We start from the raw sequence: 14,935 nt of genomic DNA, 5'->3' as shown, positions 1-14,935 counted from the left end.
CAGCGGCTTTTATCACACCCTGGTGTTTGTTATATACGTGTCGGTGTCTAGCAAATCCCACACTCATTCAGACATGAAGCGTCATTCGGCGAACGTTTTACTGCGGAACATGAACGCCGTGATGATGTAGAAGGCAATGATGTGGATCAAGACGTAGAACGCCGAGAACCAAATCGTCACATCCATCGTCTCCATGAAACCTGGGCTTTGATAATAAATCGACAAGTCTGTGTGCAAGAAGACAATCCATTTGGCGATGGCCGGTTTCCATGTGATGAGAAGACCGCCGATCATCGTCGAGACGAAGTTCGCGAGCACGGTGAAGCCGATCACGACGCCGACTGATTTAAAGACGACCGAGAACATGAGCGTCAAGAAGATGACGAACACACCACTCGACACGCTAAGTAAGATGTTGCGGAACTGCTCGAGCGTCAACTCCCCGTCGAGCGTCAAGGCGAAGCCGTATGTGACGGCAAGGATGAACACGAACTGGGCGAGCATGATGAGAAGTGCGGCCACGAGTTTCGATAGTAAAATCCGGTCACGCGAGTACGGGCTCATGAGTAAATGTTTCAACGTATCAAACTTCAACTCGTTCCCAATCATCTCGGCCGTGAAGACGATCGTGAAGATACCGAGGAATGTCATCGCCGCCATCGTCGCATAGTTGACGAACGTTTCCGCGTCACCTGGGTTGTTGCCGCTACGGACGATGAAGTACGTCAAGACGATAATCCCGGTATACATGCCGAGCGCGACGAGCGGTTTGATCGTGCGTCGCCATTTCATGAACTCATTGGCTAGTAATGAACGCATTGTTCGTGCCTCCTTCTTTTTTCGTCAATTTCAAGAACTGCTCTTCGAGGGTCTCATGCTTCATCCCAATCTGATAGACGGCGATGCCACGTTCGACGAGATGGTTCAACAAATGCGGGATATCGGATTCCGGACGCGGGACAATGAACGTCTCAGCTGATTGTTGAATGATTTTCACATCATCAAAAGTGAGCGCCGCCACATCGAGCGCCTCGTTCATCTGTTCGCGATTGACTTTACAGAGGATGACACTCTCCGTTTTAGCCTCGCCGCCTTGGACCGACTTGATTTGACCTTGGTCGATGATGGCGAACCGGTCCGTAATCAACTCCATCTCGCTGAGAAGGTGACTCGAGATTAAAATGGCGATGCCGCGGTGGTCGGCCAAGTGGCGCAAGTAGTTACGGAGATCAGCGATACCGGCCGGGTCGAGACCGTTCGTCGGCTCGTCGAGAATCAAGACTTTCGGGTTATGGAGCAAGGCACGGGCGATGCCAAGCCGCTGTTTCATCCCAAGTGAGTACTGCTTCACTTTCATATCGAGCTTTGTCTCAAGTCCGACGAGAGCACCGAGGGCATTCAAGTCGACTTTCTTTAAGCCAGGAATCAAGTTCATCGCATGAATCAAATTCTCGCGGCCCGTCAAATACGGATAGAAGGCCGGATTTTCGACGATGGCACCGATGCGACTGAGCGCTTGTTGGCGTTCTGTCGAGACGTCGAATCCGTCGACGGTCACTTTGCCGTGCGTTGCTGGCATGAGGCCTGTGATGATGCGGATCGTCGTCGTCTTCCCGGCGCCGTTCGGGCCGAGGAAGCCAAAGATTTCTCCGGGCGTGACGTCAAAACTGACATTCGTCAGGACGTTCGTCTGGCCCATTTTTTTGTGTACGTTCTGTACGGATAACATAAGGTCACCTTGCTTTCGTTGAGAGTTTTTTCCACCTGGACACCCATATATACGGGCTTGGTTGAAACAAGGTTTCACCTTTTTTTGAAACTGATGAAACAAAGTGTCGATTTCACAATGTGTTGATAAGGAAAACTTATTGAAATAGTATGGACGAATTGTGAATTTGAAAGGGTCTTTCCATAGCGAAAGGTGTAGTATGAAGAGGAGAGAAAGAGGCAAGAATTGGCTCTTTTTGCAGGTCGAATCAGATGGATGAACTGTTTCGTCCTTAATGTTAAAATGAAAGCGTTCACACATCGGACGCGCAGGAACGGATAGGGGGATTTATTCAATGGGAGAGTCGTCGAACGGTCGCGAAGCAGTACAAGCATTTTATGGTCCAAACTTAGGCTACATCGTTGAATTGTACGAACAATATGTGGAAGACCCAGAATCAGTCGACGCGGAGACGCGTCAATATTTTGACGAACACGGAGCACCTGAAACGAGCGCACCTGTTGCGCCGGCCGCTTCGTTTGATTTAGAAAAAGTCGTGGCAGCGACACGTTTGGTCAATGACATTCGGGCACTCGGTCATAAAGCGGCCGATATTTACCCGCTCAAAGACCATCCGCGCGAACACGGCTTGTTTGCGTTTGACCGCTACGGATTGAGTGAAGCCGACCTCGAGCAAGTACCGGCCCACTTGTTATCAGAAGATGTACCGAAACAGGGCGCGAACGCGCTCGAACTCGTCCGTCACTTGCTTGACGTCTATACGGGCACGGTCGCCATCGAGCTCCGTCACTTAGACGACATGGAAGAAAAACGTTGGATTCGTCGACGCATCGAGCAAGGCGCACTCCAAACGAAATACTCGAAGAACGAGAAAATCGAGCTTTTCGAGCGTCTAGCCGAGACAGAATTGTTCGAATCGTTCCTTCATAAGACATACGTCGGACAAAAACGCTTCTCGATTGAAGGACTCGACGCGATGGTGCCGCTCCTTGACGCCATGGTCGGGGGTCTCATCTCGAGCGGGTCAGAACATATCAACATCGGGATGGCCCACCGTGGACGCTTGAACGTGCTCGCACACGTGCTCGGTAAACCATACGAGATGATCTTTGCTGAGTTCCAACACGCCCCGAACAAAGAATTGATTCCGTCGGAAGGATCGATCGGGATTAACTTCGGTTGGTCTGGCGACGTCAAATACCACCTCGGTCTCGACCGCAGAGTGTTAGAAGAGAAGAAAGAAGTCCGTTTGAATCTAGCCAATAACCCGAGTCACCTCGAGTTTGTCGGTTCGGTCGTCGAAGGATATACGCGCGCCGCGCAAGACGATCGTTCGGAAAAAGGGATGGCCGTCCAACATGACGATAAGGCCGCATCGATCTTGATTCATGGGGACGCCGCGTTCCCAGGTCAAGGAATCGTCGCCGAGACGCTCAACATGACGAACTTGCAAGGGTATCGTACGGCGGGGACGGTCCACGTCATCGCCAACAACACGATCGGCTTCACGACCGACCCGAGCGACTCGCGTTCAACGCGTTATGCGAGCGATATCGCCAAAGGGTATGAGATTCCGGTGTTCCACGTCAACGCAGACGACCCGGAAGCGTGTGTCGCTGTCGCCAAACTGTGCAGCGAGTATCGCGCCAAGTTTCATAAAGACATCCTCGTCGACTTGGTCGGCTACCGCCGCTACGGTCATAACGAGATGGATGAGCCGATGAACACGAACCCGGTGCTCTATAAGGCCATCAAAGAACACAAATCGGTCCGTCACGTCTATGCGGACGTACTCGAAGCGGAAGGCGTCATGACGAAAGAAGACAAGGCGACGATTGAGCAATCAATCGAGGACCGTCTCAAGTCGGCCCGTGACCTCGTCCCGGCCGAAGAAGAAGATGCCGATATCATCTTGCCGGAAGCGGTCCATAAAGGCTTCCCGTTCGTCGAGACAGGTGTTGAACGTGACGTACTCCAGCAATTGAATGACGAACTGCTCGTCTGGCCGGAAGGCTTTGGCGTGTTCCATAAGCTGCAAAAAGTGCTCGACCGTCGTCGTGACGCGTTCGCGGACAACGGAAAAGTCGACTGGGGTCATGCCGAGACGCTTGCCTATGCGTCAATCATCTCGGACGGCACGCCAATCCGCTTGAGCGGCCAAGATTCGGAGCGCGGGACGTTCGCGCAACGTAACATCATGTTGAACGATGTCGAGACAGGCAAGAAGTTCTCGCCGCTCCATCAGTTGTCGACAGCGAACGCCTCGTTCTCGGTCCACAACAGCCCGCTCTCAGAAGGGTCGGTGCTCGGTTTCGAATACGGCTATAACGTGTTCGCGCAAGACACGCTCGTCTTGTGGGAAGCTCAGTATGGCGACTTCGCCAACTCGGCCCAAGTCATGTTCGACCAGTTCATCTCGGCCGGTCGCGCCAAATGGGGTCAAAAATCGGGCCTTGTCATGCTGTTGCCGCACGGCTATGAAGGTCAAGGACCAGAGCACTCGAGCGCCCGGATGGAACGTTACTTGACGCTCGCCGGAGAGAAAAACTGGACGGTCGCCAACTTGTCGACGGCCGCGCAGTACTTCCACATCTTGCGTCGTCAGGCGAAGATGCTCGGTACGGAACAAGTTCGTCCGATGATCATCATGACACCGAAGAGCCTGCTTCGTCATCCGCTTGCAGCCTCATCGGTCGAGGAATTGTCCGACAACAACTTCCGCCCGATCATCGAGCAAACCGGTCTCGGCGAGAATCCGGACAAAGTCGAACGTCTCGTCTTCTGTTCAGGGAAGATGGCGATCGACCTTCAAGAAGCAACGATGAAGTCAGAGGAGTCACTCGACTTCTTGCACATCATCCGCGTTGAAGAGATTTACCCGTTCCCGGTCCGTGAAATCCGTGACGTGATCAGCCGCTATCCGAACGCGAAAGAGATCGTTTGGGTCCAAGAAGAGCCAAAAAATATGGGAGCTTGGACATATATCGAACCGCGTCTCGAAGCGGTCACGTCGAACCGGTTGAACGTCCGTTACGTGGGACGCCGCCGCCGTTCGAGCCCGGCCGAAGGAAATCCGACGGCCCATAAACAAGAACAAGCACGCATCATCCGTGAAGCCATCTCACGTGACGCCGTCTCGGCTGCTGCCGGCACGAGCACATACCAAAAAGATCGTAAATAAGTTAAGGGGGAACTCATTGTGATCGAAATTAAAGTACCGGAATTAGCAGAGTCCATTACGGAAGGAACGGTCGCATCATGGCTCAAACAGCCAGGTGACCACGTTGAAAAAGGGGAAGCCATCGTCGAACTTGAGACGGACAAAGTCAATATCGAAGTGCCGGCGGATGAGTCGGGCACGCTCGACGAGCAATTGGCGGCTGAAGGGGACACGGTTCAAGTCGGACAAGTGATCGCCCGCCTCAGTTCAGGTTCAGGTGGTGGCACGGCCGTCGCGACGAAGACGAAAACGGAAACAGCCACAGAAGCTGCTCCGGCACCAGCCGAGACGAAAGTCGAGGAAGTCGGTGAAGCGAAAAAAGTCGAGCGCCGTGAAGAACACGTCGCGAGCCCAGGCAAAGGACCGATCGCGACACCGGCGGCCCGTAAATTGGCCCGTGAGAAAGGCATCGACTTGTCAGCGATTCAAACGAACGACCCGATCGGCCGCATCAACGTCCACGATGTGACGAACCACGAATCCAAACCAGCTCCGGCGCAAGCGCAACAGCAACAGGCGCCGAAAGCCCCGGCAGCGGCATCGCAAACGACAGCAAGCGGTAAAGACGAAGAACGCATCAAGATGACGCGCCGTCGTCAAACAATCGCCAATCGCCTCGTCGAAGTACAACAGACGGCAGCGATGCTGACGACGTTCAACGAAATCGATATGTCAGCTGTCATGGCGCTCCGCAAACGTCGCCAAGAAAAATTCATCAAAGACAACGACGTCAAACTCGGTTTCATGTCATTCTTCACGAAAGCGGCCGTCGCGGCACTCAAACGGATGCCTTACTTGAACGCTGAGATTCAAGGCAACGAAATCGTCTTGAAAAAATACTATGACATCGGCATCGCTGTGTCGGCTCCGGACGGCCTCGTCGTCCCGGTCGTCCGCGAAGCGGATCGCAAAAACTTCGGTGAGATCGAGAAAGACATCTTGCACCTCGCTGATAAAGCCCGCAACAACAAGCTTGGGTTAAGCGACCTCACAGGTGGCACGTTCACAATCACGAACGGTGGCGTCTTCGGCTCACTCTTGTCGACACCGATCTTGAACGGACCACAAGTCGCCATCCTCGGGATGCACTCGATCCAACTCCGCCCAATCGCCATCGACGCGGAAACGATGGAAAACCGTCCGATGATGTACGTGGCCCTCTCGTATGACCACCGTATCGTTGATGGTCGTGAGGCTGTGACGTTCCTCAAGCACATCAAAGACATGATTGAAGATCCAGAACAATTGTTGTTCGAAGCATAAGCCAAAAATCCATGTCGCCGATGCGACATGGATTTTTTATGTAAGCGATTCATCGAGCGTGATTTGATGTTTCCCGTTCGCTTTCGAGCGGTAGAGTGCCTGGTCCGCCCGCTCGATGGCAGCGTGCGGCACCGTCTCCGTCTGCCAAAGTGAAGCACCGATACTCACCCCGACGCTTGTCGTCCCACTTTCGATGGCGATCGGCTCGGATAGGGACGTGATGATCTCTTCCCCGATTTGAGTGATCAATCGATCGCTCTTTCCATTCCGTTCGAACATGAGGAAGAACTCGTCACCGCTCAAGCGGACCGGATAGGACCCTTCAAGTGTCACTTGTTTCAGTCGTTTGGCGACCTCAATCAAGACGTTATCCCCGGCGGCATGCCCGTATGTATCATTGATTGCTTTGAAGCCATCAAGATCGATATAGAAACAGACGTATTCGTTCTTCGTCGCCTGCGATTCGTTCAAATAGTGCCGAAGCGCCGTTCGATTGGCGAGACCGGTCAAGACATCGCGATGGGCGAGTGACTCGTAGCGGACCCTTTCCGTCTCGGATTCGGTGAGCGACGTGACGAGTGACTCGAGGGCGAAGGCGAGCGACTCGATCTCATGGATGCCCGACTGATGCGGGAACGTCTTCGCTTTGCCTTGCTCCATGAGCGTCGCGGTCTCCGTGATGCGTTGGAGCGGGCGAGTGATGAACGCGGCGAGCAACCAACCGAGGATGGCTGTCACGACCGAGGCGATGAGTCCGATCGACAAAATGTTGCGTTCGAGTGAGACGACCGGGGCGAACGCGACCTCTGTCGGCTGGCGGACGACGACGCTCCAACCGAGCCCGGCGTAATTCTCATAACCTTCACCTGTGGCGACACCGGTCAAATAGGATTTCCCGTCCGCCCACGTGTCGACGTGCCATCCGTCGTCCAGTTTCGTCGGGAGCGGTTTGCCGACGAGATGGTCCGGACCGAGCAGTACCGTGTTGTCGCGTCCACTGACGACGAACAAATCGGTGTACTCAGACTGGTGGTGAAGTGTCCGGTTGAAGTGGCGGAGCACTTCCTTGCCCCATTCCCAACTGAGGTGAGTCGCGAGCACACCTTGGAACGCACCGTCACGGAACAGCGGGACACTGATGTCGACGAACTGGAGGACTTCGCCATTTGGGTTCGGTAACAGTTCCGCGAGCAATACGGCCTCATGGACGTCCCCAATAAAGGGTTCATCCTGGGCTTCTAAAAAGACAGGACGCTCACTGATCGAAGCGCCTTCTAAAATCCCGCTTGTCGAAGCGACGACGTTTCCTGATGCGTCGGTCACGCCCATCCACGAGAAAGCGGGGATGTTCGTCTGGACTTGGTCGAGCAAGGGCCGGCTCGAGGCTGGGTCGTTCAAAGCTTCGAGTCCTTGGAGTAATTGGATCTCTTGATAGCGCGACCACATATAGAAGTCGAGCTTATCGACGAGCTGGTGCGATGTCATCGATAGCCGTTCCCCGATTTCCGCTTCGAGTGAAGCGGCGGAGCGTTGGCTGGTCATATACGTTAGCGTGATGGTGAGCAAAAAGACAAGTGTGGCGATGCTGAGCGCCAAGATTAGGCCGAGGCGCATCGAAAATGATTTCATGAACAAATTTCCTCCTACAGTGACAATCTCCACTCTGTTCATCGTCATCTTTTCCATGACATGAAGCAAAGTTGTGAAAAACAAGGTCGATTTCGTGGAAACAGATAACGCTTTCGTTATAATGAAAGACGAATCGATACAAATAGAGGTGAGACAGATGAAACAGAATAAACTTTTGGTCGTCGCGACGCTCCTTGCGGTTGCGCTCATTGCTGTCGTGGTCGTTCTCTTGAATCGGCCGGCCGAACAAGCCGAGACGGCTGCACCGGCTAAGGCAGAGCATGTATCAACCGAAGGCCAACCGACGCTCGGCGATGCGGACGCACCGGTCTCGGTCGTCGAGTTTGGGGATTATAAGTGCCCGTCTTGTAAACAATGGGGCGAGACGGTTTATCCGAAGTTGAAGGAAGATTATATCGACACAGGCAAAATCAGTTTCAGCTACATCAACGTCCTGTTCCATGGACAAGAGTCGATTTTGGCATCGCTCGCGTCAGAATCGGTGTATAAACAAGACCCGGACGCGTTCTGGGATTTCCATAAGGCGCTCTACGACGCGCAACCGGCGAGTCAGCAACACGACGAGGCCTGGGTCACGGTCGAGCGCTTGACAGAAATCGCGAGCGAGACGACATCGGTCGACGTAGCGAAGCTCGAGGACGATTTGAGTGAGAACTCGACGGTGCTCGACGAGGTGAGTCTCGATGACGGGCTCGTCAAAGAGCACGGGGTCCAGTTCACGCCATCAATCATGATTAACGGCGTCATGCTCGAAGACCCGTTCGACTATGAGACGATTGAGCGGTTGATTGAGCAAGGTACGCCATGAAGCAGTCGTTCCTGACCCGCTATGGCTTGTATCTCGCTTGGCTCGTCGCTCTCACGGCGACGCTCGGCAGTCTTTATTTCAGTGAGATTCGTGAGTTCGTGCCATGTGAGCTCTGTTGGATTCAACGCATCTTTATGTATCCACTCGTCATCTTGCTCGGGGTCGCCGTGTTCACGGACGACCGGGCGGTGAAGAAGTATGTATTGCCGCTGTCGATGATCGGCGGTCTAGTATCTCTTTACCATTACTTAGTTCAAAAAGTCCCTGGTTTCGCTGACATTAAGCCGTGCGTGCAAGGGGTACCGTGCAACGTGCAGTACATCAATTGGTTCGGGTTCGTGACGATCCCGTTCCTTGCCTTGACGGCATTTACTTTAATCACGCTCCTCGTTTGGCGCGTGAGACGCAACTGACAACGAAGGAGATGGAACGTGTGAAGAAATGGATGCTCATCGGATTGATCAGCCTCATGGCGGTGCTCGCTGCATGCGGCCAAGAGATTGAAGACCCGCTCAACTGGGAGATCGAGTCGTTCAATTATATGAATCAAAATGAAGAGATGGTCAGTCTCGATGATTTGAAAGGGAAGGTATGGATGGCCGACTTCGTGTTCACAAGCTGTGAGACGGTCTGCCCACCGATGACGTACAACATGACGAAACTCAATGAAACGCTCGTCGAGGAAGGCGTCGAGGACGTCCAGTTCGTGTCGTTTAGCGTCGACCCGACCGTCGACACGCCGGACAAGATTAAAGATTTCATGTCTGATTATGATTTGGCACAAGCCGACTGGCAGTTCTTGACGGGCTACTCGCAAGACGAAATTGAAGCGTTCGCGCAACAGAACTTCAAGGCGCTCGTTCGAAAGCCTGATGAAGGCACACAAGTCGACCATGCGACGTGGTTCTATCTCGTCGACCAGAACGGGAAAATCATGAAAGCGTATCAAGGATTCCAAGACGTGCCGATCGAGGACATCGTCAGCGATATCAAGATTTTACAGAAGTCTTAAGACGGCCACGTGCCGTCTTTTTCATATTCAAAAACAGGGGAATCGGTGCGAGTGGAGTATAATGAAAACGTAGAGGAGTGGATGAACTTGAAGAAGACGTTATTATTTTCACTGATGGGCATGGCTGCCGTGACGGGGACTGTGCTCACCCAATATAAACCGCTTGGTAAAAAGCCGAAAGCGCTCCGGTCGCCGAACCTCGTGAACGGCAAGTTCCGGAATCAGCTCGATACACCGATGCGGTTCTCATCGGACGATATGATTTCGATGTCGAAGGAATATTTGAACCCGGACTCGCTCCGGAAACCGAGCGTTGTGTTACCGGTCGTCCCGATCGACTTTAGCGAGAAACTCGGATCGAGCTTCACGCGTGTCTATTGGCTCGGCCATTCGGCGTTGCTCGTCCAAATGGACGGCAAAACGATGCTCGTCGACCCGATGTTCGGGCGAAGCCCGTCACCGCTCCCGTTCGCGAAGAACGAGCGGTTCAGTGAAGACTTGCCATTCGAGCTCAACGACTTACCGGACATTGATGTCGTGCTACTCACGCACGATCATTACGACCATTTGGACTATGCGACGATTCAAGCGATTAAAGACAAAGTTGCCGTCTTCATCGTCCCGCTCGGTGTCGGTAGCCATTTGAAACGATGGGGCGTCGGGGCGGAACGAATCGTCGAACGCGATTGGGGTGAGACGTACAACTTCGGTCCATGGACGTTCGTCTGCACGCCGGCCCGGCACTTCTCGGGCCGATCGCTCACGGACCGCAACGCGACGCTCTGGGCGTCTTGGGTCGTCCTCGGTGAGACGGACCGTCTGTTCTTCAGTGGGGACGGTGGATACGGACCGCACTTTAAAGAAATCGGGGACGAATACGGACCATTCGACTTCGCGGCGCTCGAGTGCGGGCAATACGACGAGCGTTGGCCGGACGTGCATATGCAACCGACTGAGACGGCACAGGCGTTCCGTGACGTGCGGGCCGACAAGATGCTCCCGATTCATTGGGGCGCGTTCACGTTATCGTTCCATGCCTGGTTCGACCCAGCTGAGCAGATGGTGGGGCTGTTGCCACGCGAGGACGTGCTCACGCCGCGAATCGGTGAACGGATCACGCTCGACGGACGCAACGACACGCGTGCGTGGTGGCGTGACATCGAAGACATGAACAAGCGCTGACCGAGTCCGGTCAGCGCTTGTTTTACGACGAGATTCGTTCGGTCTCGTCCGTTTCAATATGCAATTTGTGTTTTCGCGTATAGATGAGGAATGAAGCGGTCATCGCGATTGAGCTGACGCCGAACAAGACGACCATGAGCTGTAAGCCGATCAAGTCGAGGAAGAAGCCGGTGACGAGCAACACGACTTGGAAGACGATGCGGTCGAGCATGTTCCGGAACGAGAAGAAGCGACCGTGATAGTCTTTCGGCATCCGTGTCTGGAAAATCGTCACCGCCGTCGGGAAGAAGCAGCCGACCGAGAAGCCGAACAAGACGAACGCCGCGATCGAGACGGCCGGGATGTCCGCGAAGTAGAGCATGAGCTGGGCGACCCCAATCAAAAACGAGAACGTGAACAAGATCGAGAACACGGAGAACTTCTCACCGATCCGTTTGATGAGGAACGCACCGACCATGAAGGCAATTCCTTCGGCCGTATAAATCCATCCTTTGATCGCCGTCGAGTCCTGTAGCTCGCTAATGTTGATGACGAGCAAGTTGAACCCGCCGATAAAGAGGAGTGGGATGAGCGTCATGACGAGCGTCATAAAGATGACCGGAATCGATTTGATGATCGGGAAGACGTCCTTGAACCCGCCGGACGACTTCGCGTCCACTTTCTTCGCAGAGGGGACGGTCGTCTCGTCGATTTTCAAGAACCACGTCGCGACGGCGAGGAGCAGATAGGCGACGAGGGAGAGTGCATAGACGTCACGGAGCGAGATAAGCGTGAGTAAGATGCCGGCGATGGCCGTCCCGATGACCCGGGACAGTGTCGACACGTTCATATGCACCCCGTTCAAGGCGAGTAACTCTCGTTCTTTGACGATGAGCGGGATGGCCGCTTGGAGCGCCGGGAAATAGAACGCGGCCGACCCTTGCAAAAAGACGAGGAAGACGACCATCCACAGCACGCTTCCTGTCTCGATGGCGACGAACATGAACAGGACGCTTAGCGCCCGGACGACGCTCGAGATGAGCATGATTTTCTTTTTCGAGCCTTGATCGGTGAGGCGTCCCGCGAGCGGCCCGATGGCGACCCCGGCGAGCAACCCGCCAGCGAGGATGAGCGCCTTGACGAAGTCAGACGGCACTTTCTCCTGCATGAACTCCAAGTTGCCGATGATGCCAAGCCAAAGCCCGAGACCGGCCACGAACTCCCCGGTCAAGATGATCCAGACGTTGCGATTTTTCCACATATGGTTAAGTCCTCGATTCTTATTAGGTAATAATAATTATCCTTCAGAACGATTTAGAAAGCTACAAAAAGGAGCCAAGATTTCGAACTGACTGTATGAGCATTTCATTTCGTAATACAATGTGTATAAAGGAGGCTAATCGTGTGGGAATGATATCTGTACGACTCAATGAGGAGGATGAACGCCTCATTAGAGCGTATGCGAGGTCTAACAACCTGTCCCTCTCGACTCTCGTTCGCGATGCTGTCTTGAAACGAATCGAGGATGAGCACGACTTAAAACTTTATAATGAAGCGATAAGCGTGCACCAGAAGCATTCCGAGGCAGTTTCATTTGAAACCATGGTCAAGGACTTAGACAAGTAAATTGAATCTAAAAAGCATTCGTCCATATATGGGCGAATGCTTTGCTTTTATTCGTGTAACGTCAGATATCGCAGTTGTCGTCCGTGTACGTCGCACCGCCTGAGAGCACTTGAAGCGTCGGTGCCGATTCGGCCCACGTCTTCTCAAGCACTTGTGTGAACGCCTCGGTCGGTTGCGCGCCAGAGACGCCATATTTTCCGTCAAAGACGAAGAACGGGACGCCGGTGATGCCGAGGTCGCTCGCACGCTTCTCTTCAGCGCGAACGTCTTCTGTGTACACGTCTGAAGCGAGCACGTCTTTCACGGCGTCAGCATCGAGTCCGACACTTGTTGCAATCTCGACGAGGACGTCGTGGTCGCCGATATGTTTCGCGTCGACGAAGTACGCCTTAAGGAGCGCTTCCGACAAGGCTTTCTCTTTGCCGACCGTCTTCGCATAGTGCGTCAATCGGTGCGAGTCGAGTGTGCCCGTGACGACCATGTTGTCGAAATCGTACTCGAGTCCGACGGTGCGGGCCTGGGCAGCGACTTGTGCCGTCGTGCCTTTCGCCTGCTCGAGCGGCATGCTGTATTTCTTCGCGAGCGCTTCGTAAATCGAACGCGAGTCCGTCGTCGGGGCGTTCGGATCGAGCTCGAAGCTCTTGAACTCCACCTCGACGTTATCCGCATGCGGGAACTGTTCGAGTGCTTCTTCTAGACGACGCTTGCCAATATAACAGAACGGGCAGACGTAGTCTGACCAAACTTCAATTTTCATCATAAATCCCTCCTACAGTCAGTGTAGGATGTCTTTAATTCGAAGTAAATGAATGTGCTCAACAAAAAAAGCCCTCATGAGGAGGACTTAGAAGACATACCAGAACACGCAGACGAAGTGGGCGAAGCTGCCGAACAAAATGAATAAGTGGAACACCTCGTGGAAGCCCCAACCGCGCCAGTTGACGAACTTCGGCTTGAAACCGTAGATGAGTCCGCCAATCGTGTACATGACGCCACCGAGGATGAGCCAGAAGATGCCGGCGTTGCCAATCACGTCATGAAGCGGTCCGATGAAGAAGACCGATAACCAACCCATGCCGATATAGAGCGCCGTGGACAAGAAGCGCGGGGCGTGGAACCAGACGAGTTTGAAGATAATCCCGAACAAGGCGAGTGCGTGGACGGTGCCGAACAATACCCAACGCGTCGGTCCTTCTAGTGCGAGCAACGTGAGCGGGGCATACGTCCCGGCGATCAAGGCGTAAATCATCGCATGATCGATTCTTCGGAAGAAGGCGATGACGTTCGGTGAGGCGATGATGCTGTGGTACAGGCCGGACGACAAGTAAAGGAAGACGAGGCTAATGCCGAACAAAATCGCAGCCATGATGGCGAGCGGTTCGCCGAGCATTGACGCTTTCACCGTCATCGCAATCAACGCGATGAACGCGAGCACGGCCCCGGCCAAATGGGTCAGTGCGTTAATCGGTTCCCGAAAAATCGAATTCATATAAAACACTCCTTATTACGTCATGTAGTATCCATAACTACATGGTAAACTGTATAGGGGGAAACAACAAGGTTTTTGTTTCGACAAATCCGGTTTGTCCGTATACTGAAGGGGAGGTGATTCAATGAAACCGCACGAGATTGTAGAGACGGAAGGGACGCTCCCGAAGCAGGTGCTCCCGACAATCGACTTATATATGGACCAAGTCATCCAGCTGTTCGAGCAACATTACGGCAAGATGAAGCGGACTGACGACGAGACGATTTTGACGAAGACGATGATCAACAACTATGCCAAAGGCAAGCTGTTCCATCCTGTCAAAAATAAGAAGTATACGAACGAGCACTTGATGCTGCTCAGCCTGATTTATGAGATGAAAGGATTACTCTCGATCAATGACATCAAAGAAACGCTCCGGCCGCTAAACGAGTCGGATGAAGGGTTCTCGCTCGAAGACTTCTATGACGCGTATCAGGTCCAGAAGGAGCAGAACATGCAGGCGTTCGAGGCGCAAGCCGAGACGCTCCTCGCCAACGTTCGCACGAACGAGACGAACGGCAGCCAACAGTCGCTCGCCATCGCCTCGGCCGTCCATATGAGCCACTTGTTTCAACGGCTCGCCGAACAGTTGATTGATGAAGGTAAATGAAAATGTCCCCTAGAATCCGATTGGAGTCTAGGGGACATTTCATTTCAGACGTTCGCGTTCGAAGCGTTCACCTTTATTGTACAGTTTGATAACGAGAAGTGGTGCTACGTAACTGATGGTCACAAGAACGAGTAGCGTCCAGAAGAGATTATAATCCAACATGAGGCGTTCATACGCAAACGACAACAACAAGATGACAGCGATATGAATTACCGGGTGGAGGTGCCGGAGCAAGGCGTTGAGCACACTGCTGATGAATACAGTCAAAATCACGAGCATGAACAAGCCGAACGCAATCAACAGCCACATGTAGTCCATACGTCATCAC

15 protein-coding genes are annotated in these 14,935 nt (G+C 53.4%); 8 read left to right on the top strand and 7 right to left on the bottom strand.

The window, feature by feature from the left end; genetic code table 11:
• Nucleotides 1–81: 81 nt before the first annotated feature.
• A complete protein-coding gene (locus EVJ34_RS03825; RefSeq protein ID WP_131437525.1) occupies nt 82–819 on the bottom strand; it encodes an ABC transporter permease in 738 nt (245 codons plus the stop codon).
• Entirely contained in the window at nt 797–1,729 is a 933-nt protein-coding gene (locus tag EVJ34_RS03820) for an ABC transporter ATP-binding protein (RefSeq protein WP_131484736.1), read from the bottom strand. Before EVJ34_RS03820 ends, EVJ34_RS03825 begins: the two co-directional genes overlap by 23 nt.
• Nucleotides 1,730–2,063: 334 nt before the next feature.
• On the opposite strand from EVJ34_RS03820, the gene EVJ34_RS03815 reads away from it, so the two are divergent.
• Nucleotides 2,064–4,910 carry a 2-oxoglutarate dehydrogenase E1 component gene (locus EVJ34_RS03815; RefSeq protein ID WP_131437521.1) on the top strand — a complete coding sequence of 949 codons (2,847 nt, stop codon included), beginning with the start codon at nt 2,064–2,066 and terminating at the stop codon, nt 4,908–4,910.
• An 18-nt stretch (nt 4,911–4,928) separates the two neighbouring features.
• Nucleotides 4,929–6,212 (top strand): 2-oxoglutarate dehydrogenase complex dihydrolipoyllysine-residue succinyltransferase, encoded by a 1,284-nt coding sequence (gene odhB, locus EVJ34_RS03810; protein ID WP_131484735.1) that lies wholly within the window; start codon nt 4,929–4,931, stop codon nt 6,210–6,212.
• A gap of 36 nt (nt 6,213–6,248) precedes the next feature.
• Here odhB and EVJ34_RS03805 read toward each other — a convergent pair whose 3' ends face one another.
• Nucleotides 6,249–7,841, bottom strand: a complete 1,593-nt coding sequence (locus tag EVJ34_RS03805) for a diguanylate cyclase domain-containing protein (RefSeq protein ID WP_131484734.1) — start codon at nt 7,839–7,841, stop codon at nt 6,249–6,251.
• Between the two features lie 157 nt (nt 7,842–7,998).
• Here EVJ34_RS03805 and EVJ34_RS03800 point away from each other — a divergent pair, with 157 nt between their 5' ends.
• The 4 genes from EVJ34_RS03800 to EVJ34_RS03785 all read left to right on the top strand — a co-directional run bounded on the left by EVJ34_RS03800 (nt 7,999) and on the right by EVJ34_RS03785 (nt 10,864).
• Nucleotides 7,999–8,670: a DsbA family protein gene (locus EVJ34_RS03800; RefSeq protein WP_131484733.1), complete on the top strand. Its 672-nt coding sequence runs from the start codon at nt 7,999–8,001 to the stop codon at nt 8,668–8,670.
• A complete protein-coding gene (locus tag EVJ34_RS03795) occupies nt 8,667–9,083 on the top strand; it encodes a disulfide oxidoreductase (protein ID WP_131484732.1) in 417 nt (138 codons plus the stop codon). The genes EVJ34_RS03800 and EVJ34_RS03795 overlap by 4 nt, the downstream gene beginning before the upstream one ends.
• 11 nt (nt 9,084–9,094) lie before the next feature.
• Nucleotides 9,095–9,682 carry an SCO family protein gene (locus tag EVJ34_RS03790; protein ID WP_131484731.1) on the top strand — a complete coding sequence of 196 codons (588 nt, stop codon included), beginning with the start codon at nt 9,095–9,097 and terminating at the stop codon, nt 9,680–9,682.
• 81 nt (nt 9,683–9,763) lie between these two features.
• A complete protein-coding gene (locus EVJ34_RS03785; RefSeq protein WP_483297320.1) occupies nt 9,764–10,864 on the top strand; it encodes an MBL fold metallo-hydrolase in 1,101 nt (366 codons plus the stop codon).
• A gap of 22 nt (nt 10,865–10,886) precedes the next feature.
• On the opposite strand, the gene EVJ34_RS03780 is transcribed toward EVJ34_RS03785, so the two are convergent.
• Nucleotides 10,887–12,104, bottom strand: a complete 1,218-nt coding sequence (locus EVJ34_RS03780) for an MFS transporter (RefSeq protein ID WP_131484730.1) — start codon at nt 12,102–12,104, stop codon at nt 10,887–10,889.
• 95 nt (nt 12,105–12,199) lie between these two features.
• Here EVJ34_RS03780 and relB point away from each other — a divergent pair, with 95 nt between their 5' ends.
• Nucleotides 12,200–12,469: a type II toxin-antitoxin system RelB family antitoxin gene (gene relB, locus EVJ34_RS15865; protein WP_330857572.1), complete on the top strand. Its 270-nt coding sequence runs from the start codon at nt 12,200–12,202 to the stop codon at nt 12,467–12,469.
• 61 nt (nt 12,470–12,530) lie between these two features.
• Here relB and EVJ34_RS03770 read toward each other — a convergent pair whose 3' ends face one another.
• Together EVJ34_RS03770 and trhA are read right to left on the bottom strand one after the other, a co-directional pair.
• Entirely contained in the window at nt 12,531–13,226 is a 696-nt protein-coding gene (locus EVJ34_RS03770) for a DsbA family oxidoreductase (RefSeq protein WP_131484729.1), read from the bottom strand.
• Nucleotides 13,227–13,313: 87 nt separating this feature from the next.
• Nucleotides 13,314–13,958, bottom strand: a complete 645-nt coding sequence (gene trhA / locus EVJ34_RS03765) for a PAQR family membrane homeostasis protein TrhA (protein ID WP_131484728.1) — start codon at nt 13,956–13,958, stop codon at nt 13,314–13,316.
• A gap of 124 nt (nt 13,959–14,082) precedes the next feature.
• Between trhA and EVJ34_RS03760 the strand changes: the two genes are divergently transcribed.
• The gene (locus EVJ34_RS03760; RefSeq protein ID WP_131484727.1) at nt 14,083–14,607 is read left to right on the top strand and encodes a DUF1836 domain-containing protein; all 525 of its coding nucleotides are present in this window, start codon (nt 14,083–14,085) and stop codon (nt 14,605–14,607) included.
• Nucleotides 14,608–14,646: 39 nt separating this feature from the next.
• Here EVJ34_RS03760 and EVJ34_RS03755 read toward each other — a convergent pair whose 3' ends face one another.
• Nucleotides 14,647–14,925 carry a hypothetical protein gene (locus tag EVJ34_RS03755; RefSeq protein WP_131484726.1) on the bottom strand — a complete coding sequence of 93 codons (279 nt, stop codon included), beginning with the start codon at nt 14,923–14,925 and terminating at the stop codon, nt 14,647–14,649.
• Between the last annotated feature and the right edge of the window lie 10 nt (nt 14,926–14,935).

It is taken from the genome of Exiguobacterium sp. SL-9 (genome assembly GCF_004336985.1).
GTDB lineage: Bacteria > Bacillota > Bacilli > Exiguobacteriales > Exiguobacteriaceae > Exiguobacterium.
This window is presented reverse-complemented; position numbering and strand designations above follow the sequence as displayed.

Coding starts and splice junctions, on each gene's coding strand:
- EVJ34_RS03825 (WP_131437525.1), bottom strand. CDS start 819: ATGCGTTCATTACTAGCCAATGAGTTCATGAAATGGCGACGCACGATC.
- EVJ34_RS03820 (WP_131484736.1), bottom strand. CDS start 1,729: ATGTTATCCGTACAGAACGTACACAAAAAAATGGGCCAGACGAACGTC.
- EVJ34_RS03815 (WP_131437521.1), top strand. CDS start 2,064: ATGGGAGAGTCGTCGAACGGTCGCGAAGCAGTACAAGCATTTTATGGT.
- EVJ34_RS03805 (WP_131484734.1), bottom strand. CDS start 7,841: ATGAAATCATTTTCGATGCGCCTCGGCCTAATCTTGGCGCTCAGCATC.
- EVJ34_RS03800 (WP_131484733.1), top strand. CDS start 7,999: ATGAAACAGAATAAACTTTTGGTCGTCGCGACGCTCCTTGCGGTTGCG.
- EVJ34_RS03795 (WP_131484732.1), top strand. CDS start 8,667: ATGAAGCAGTCGTTCCTGACCCGCTATGGCTTGTATCTCGCTTGGCTC.
- EVJ34_RS03790 (WP_131484731.1), top strand. CDS start 9,095: ATGGAACGTGTGAAGAAATGGATGCTCATCGGATTGATCAGCCTCATG.
- EVJ34_RS03785 (WP_483297320.1), top strand. CDS start 9,764: ATGAACTTGAAGAAGACGTTATTATTTTCACTGATGGGCATGGCTGCC.
- EVJ34_RS03780 (WP_131484730.1), bottom strand. CDS start 12,104: ATGTGGAAAAATCGCAACGTCTGGATCATCTTGACCGGGGAGTTCGTG.
- relB (WP_330857572.1), top strand. CDS start 12,200: ATGAGCATTTCATTTCGTAATACAATGTGTATAAAGGAGGCTAATCGT.
- EVJ34_RS03770 (WP_131484729.1), bottom strand. CDS start 13,226: ATGAAAATTGAAGTTTGGTCAGACTACGTCTGCCCGTTCTGTTATATT.
- trhA (WP_131484728.1), bottom strand. CDS start 13,958: ATGAATTCGATTTTTCGGGAACCGATTAACGCACTGACCCATTTGGCC.
- EVJ34_RS03760 (WP_131484727.1), top strand. CDS start 14,083: ATGAAACCGCACGAGATTGTAGAGACGGAAGGGACGCTCCCGAAGCAG.
- EVJ34_RS03755 (WP_131484726.1), bottom strand. CDS start 14,925: ATGGACTACATGTGGCTGTTGATTGCGTTCGGCTTGTTCATGCTCGTG.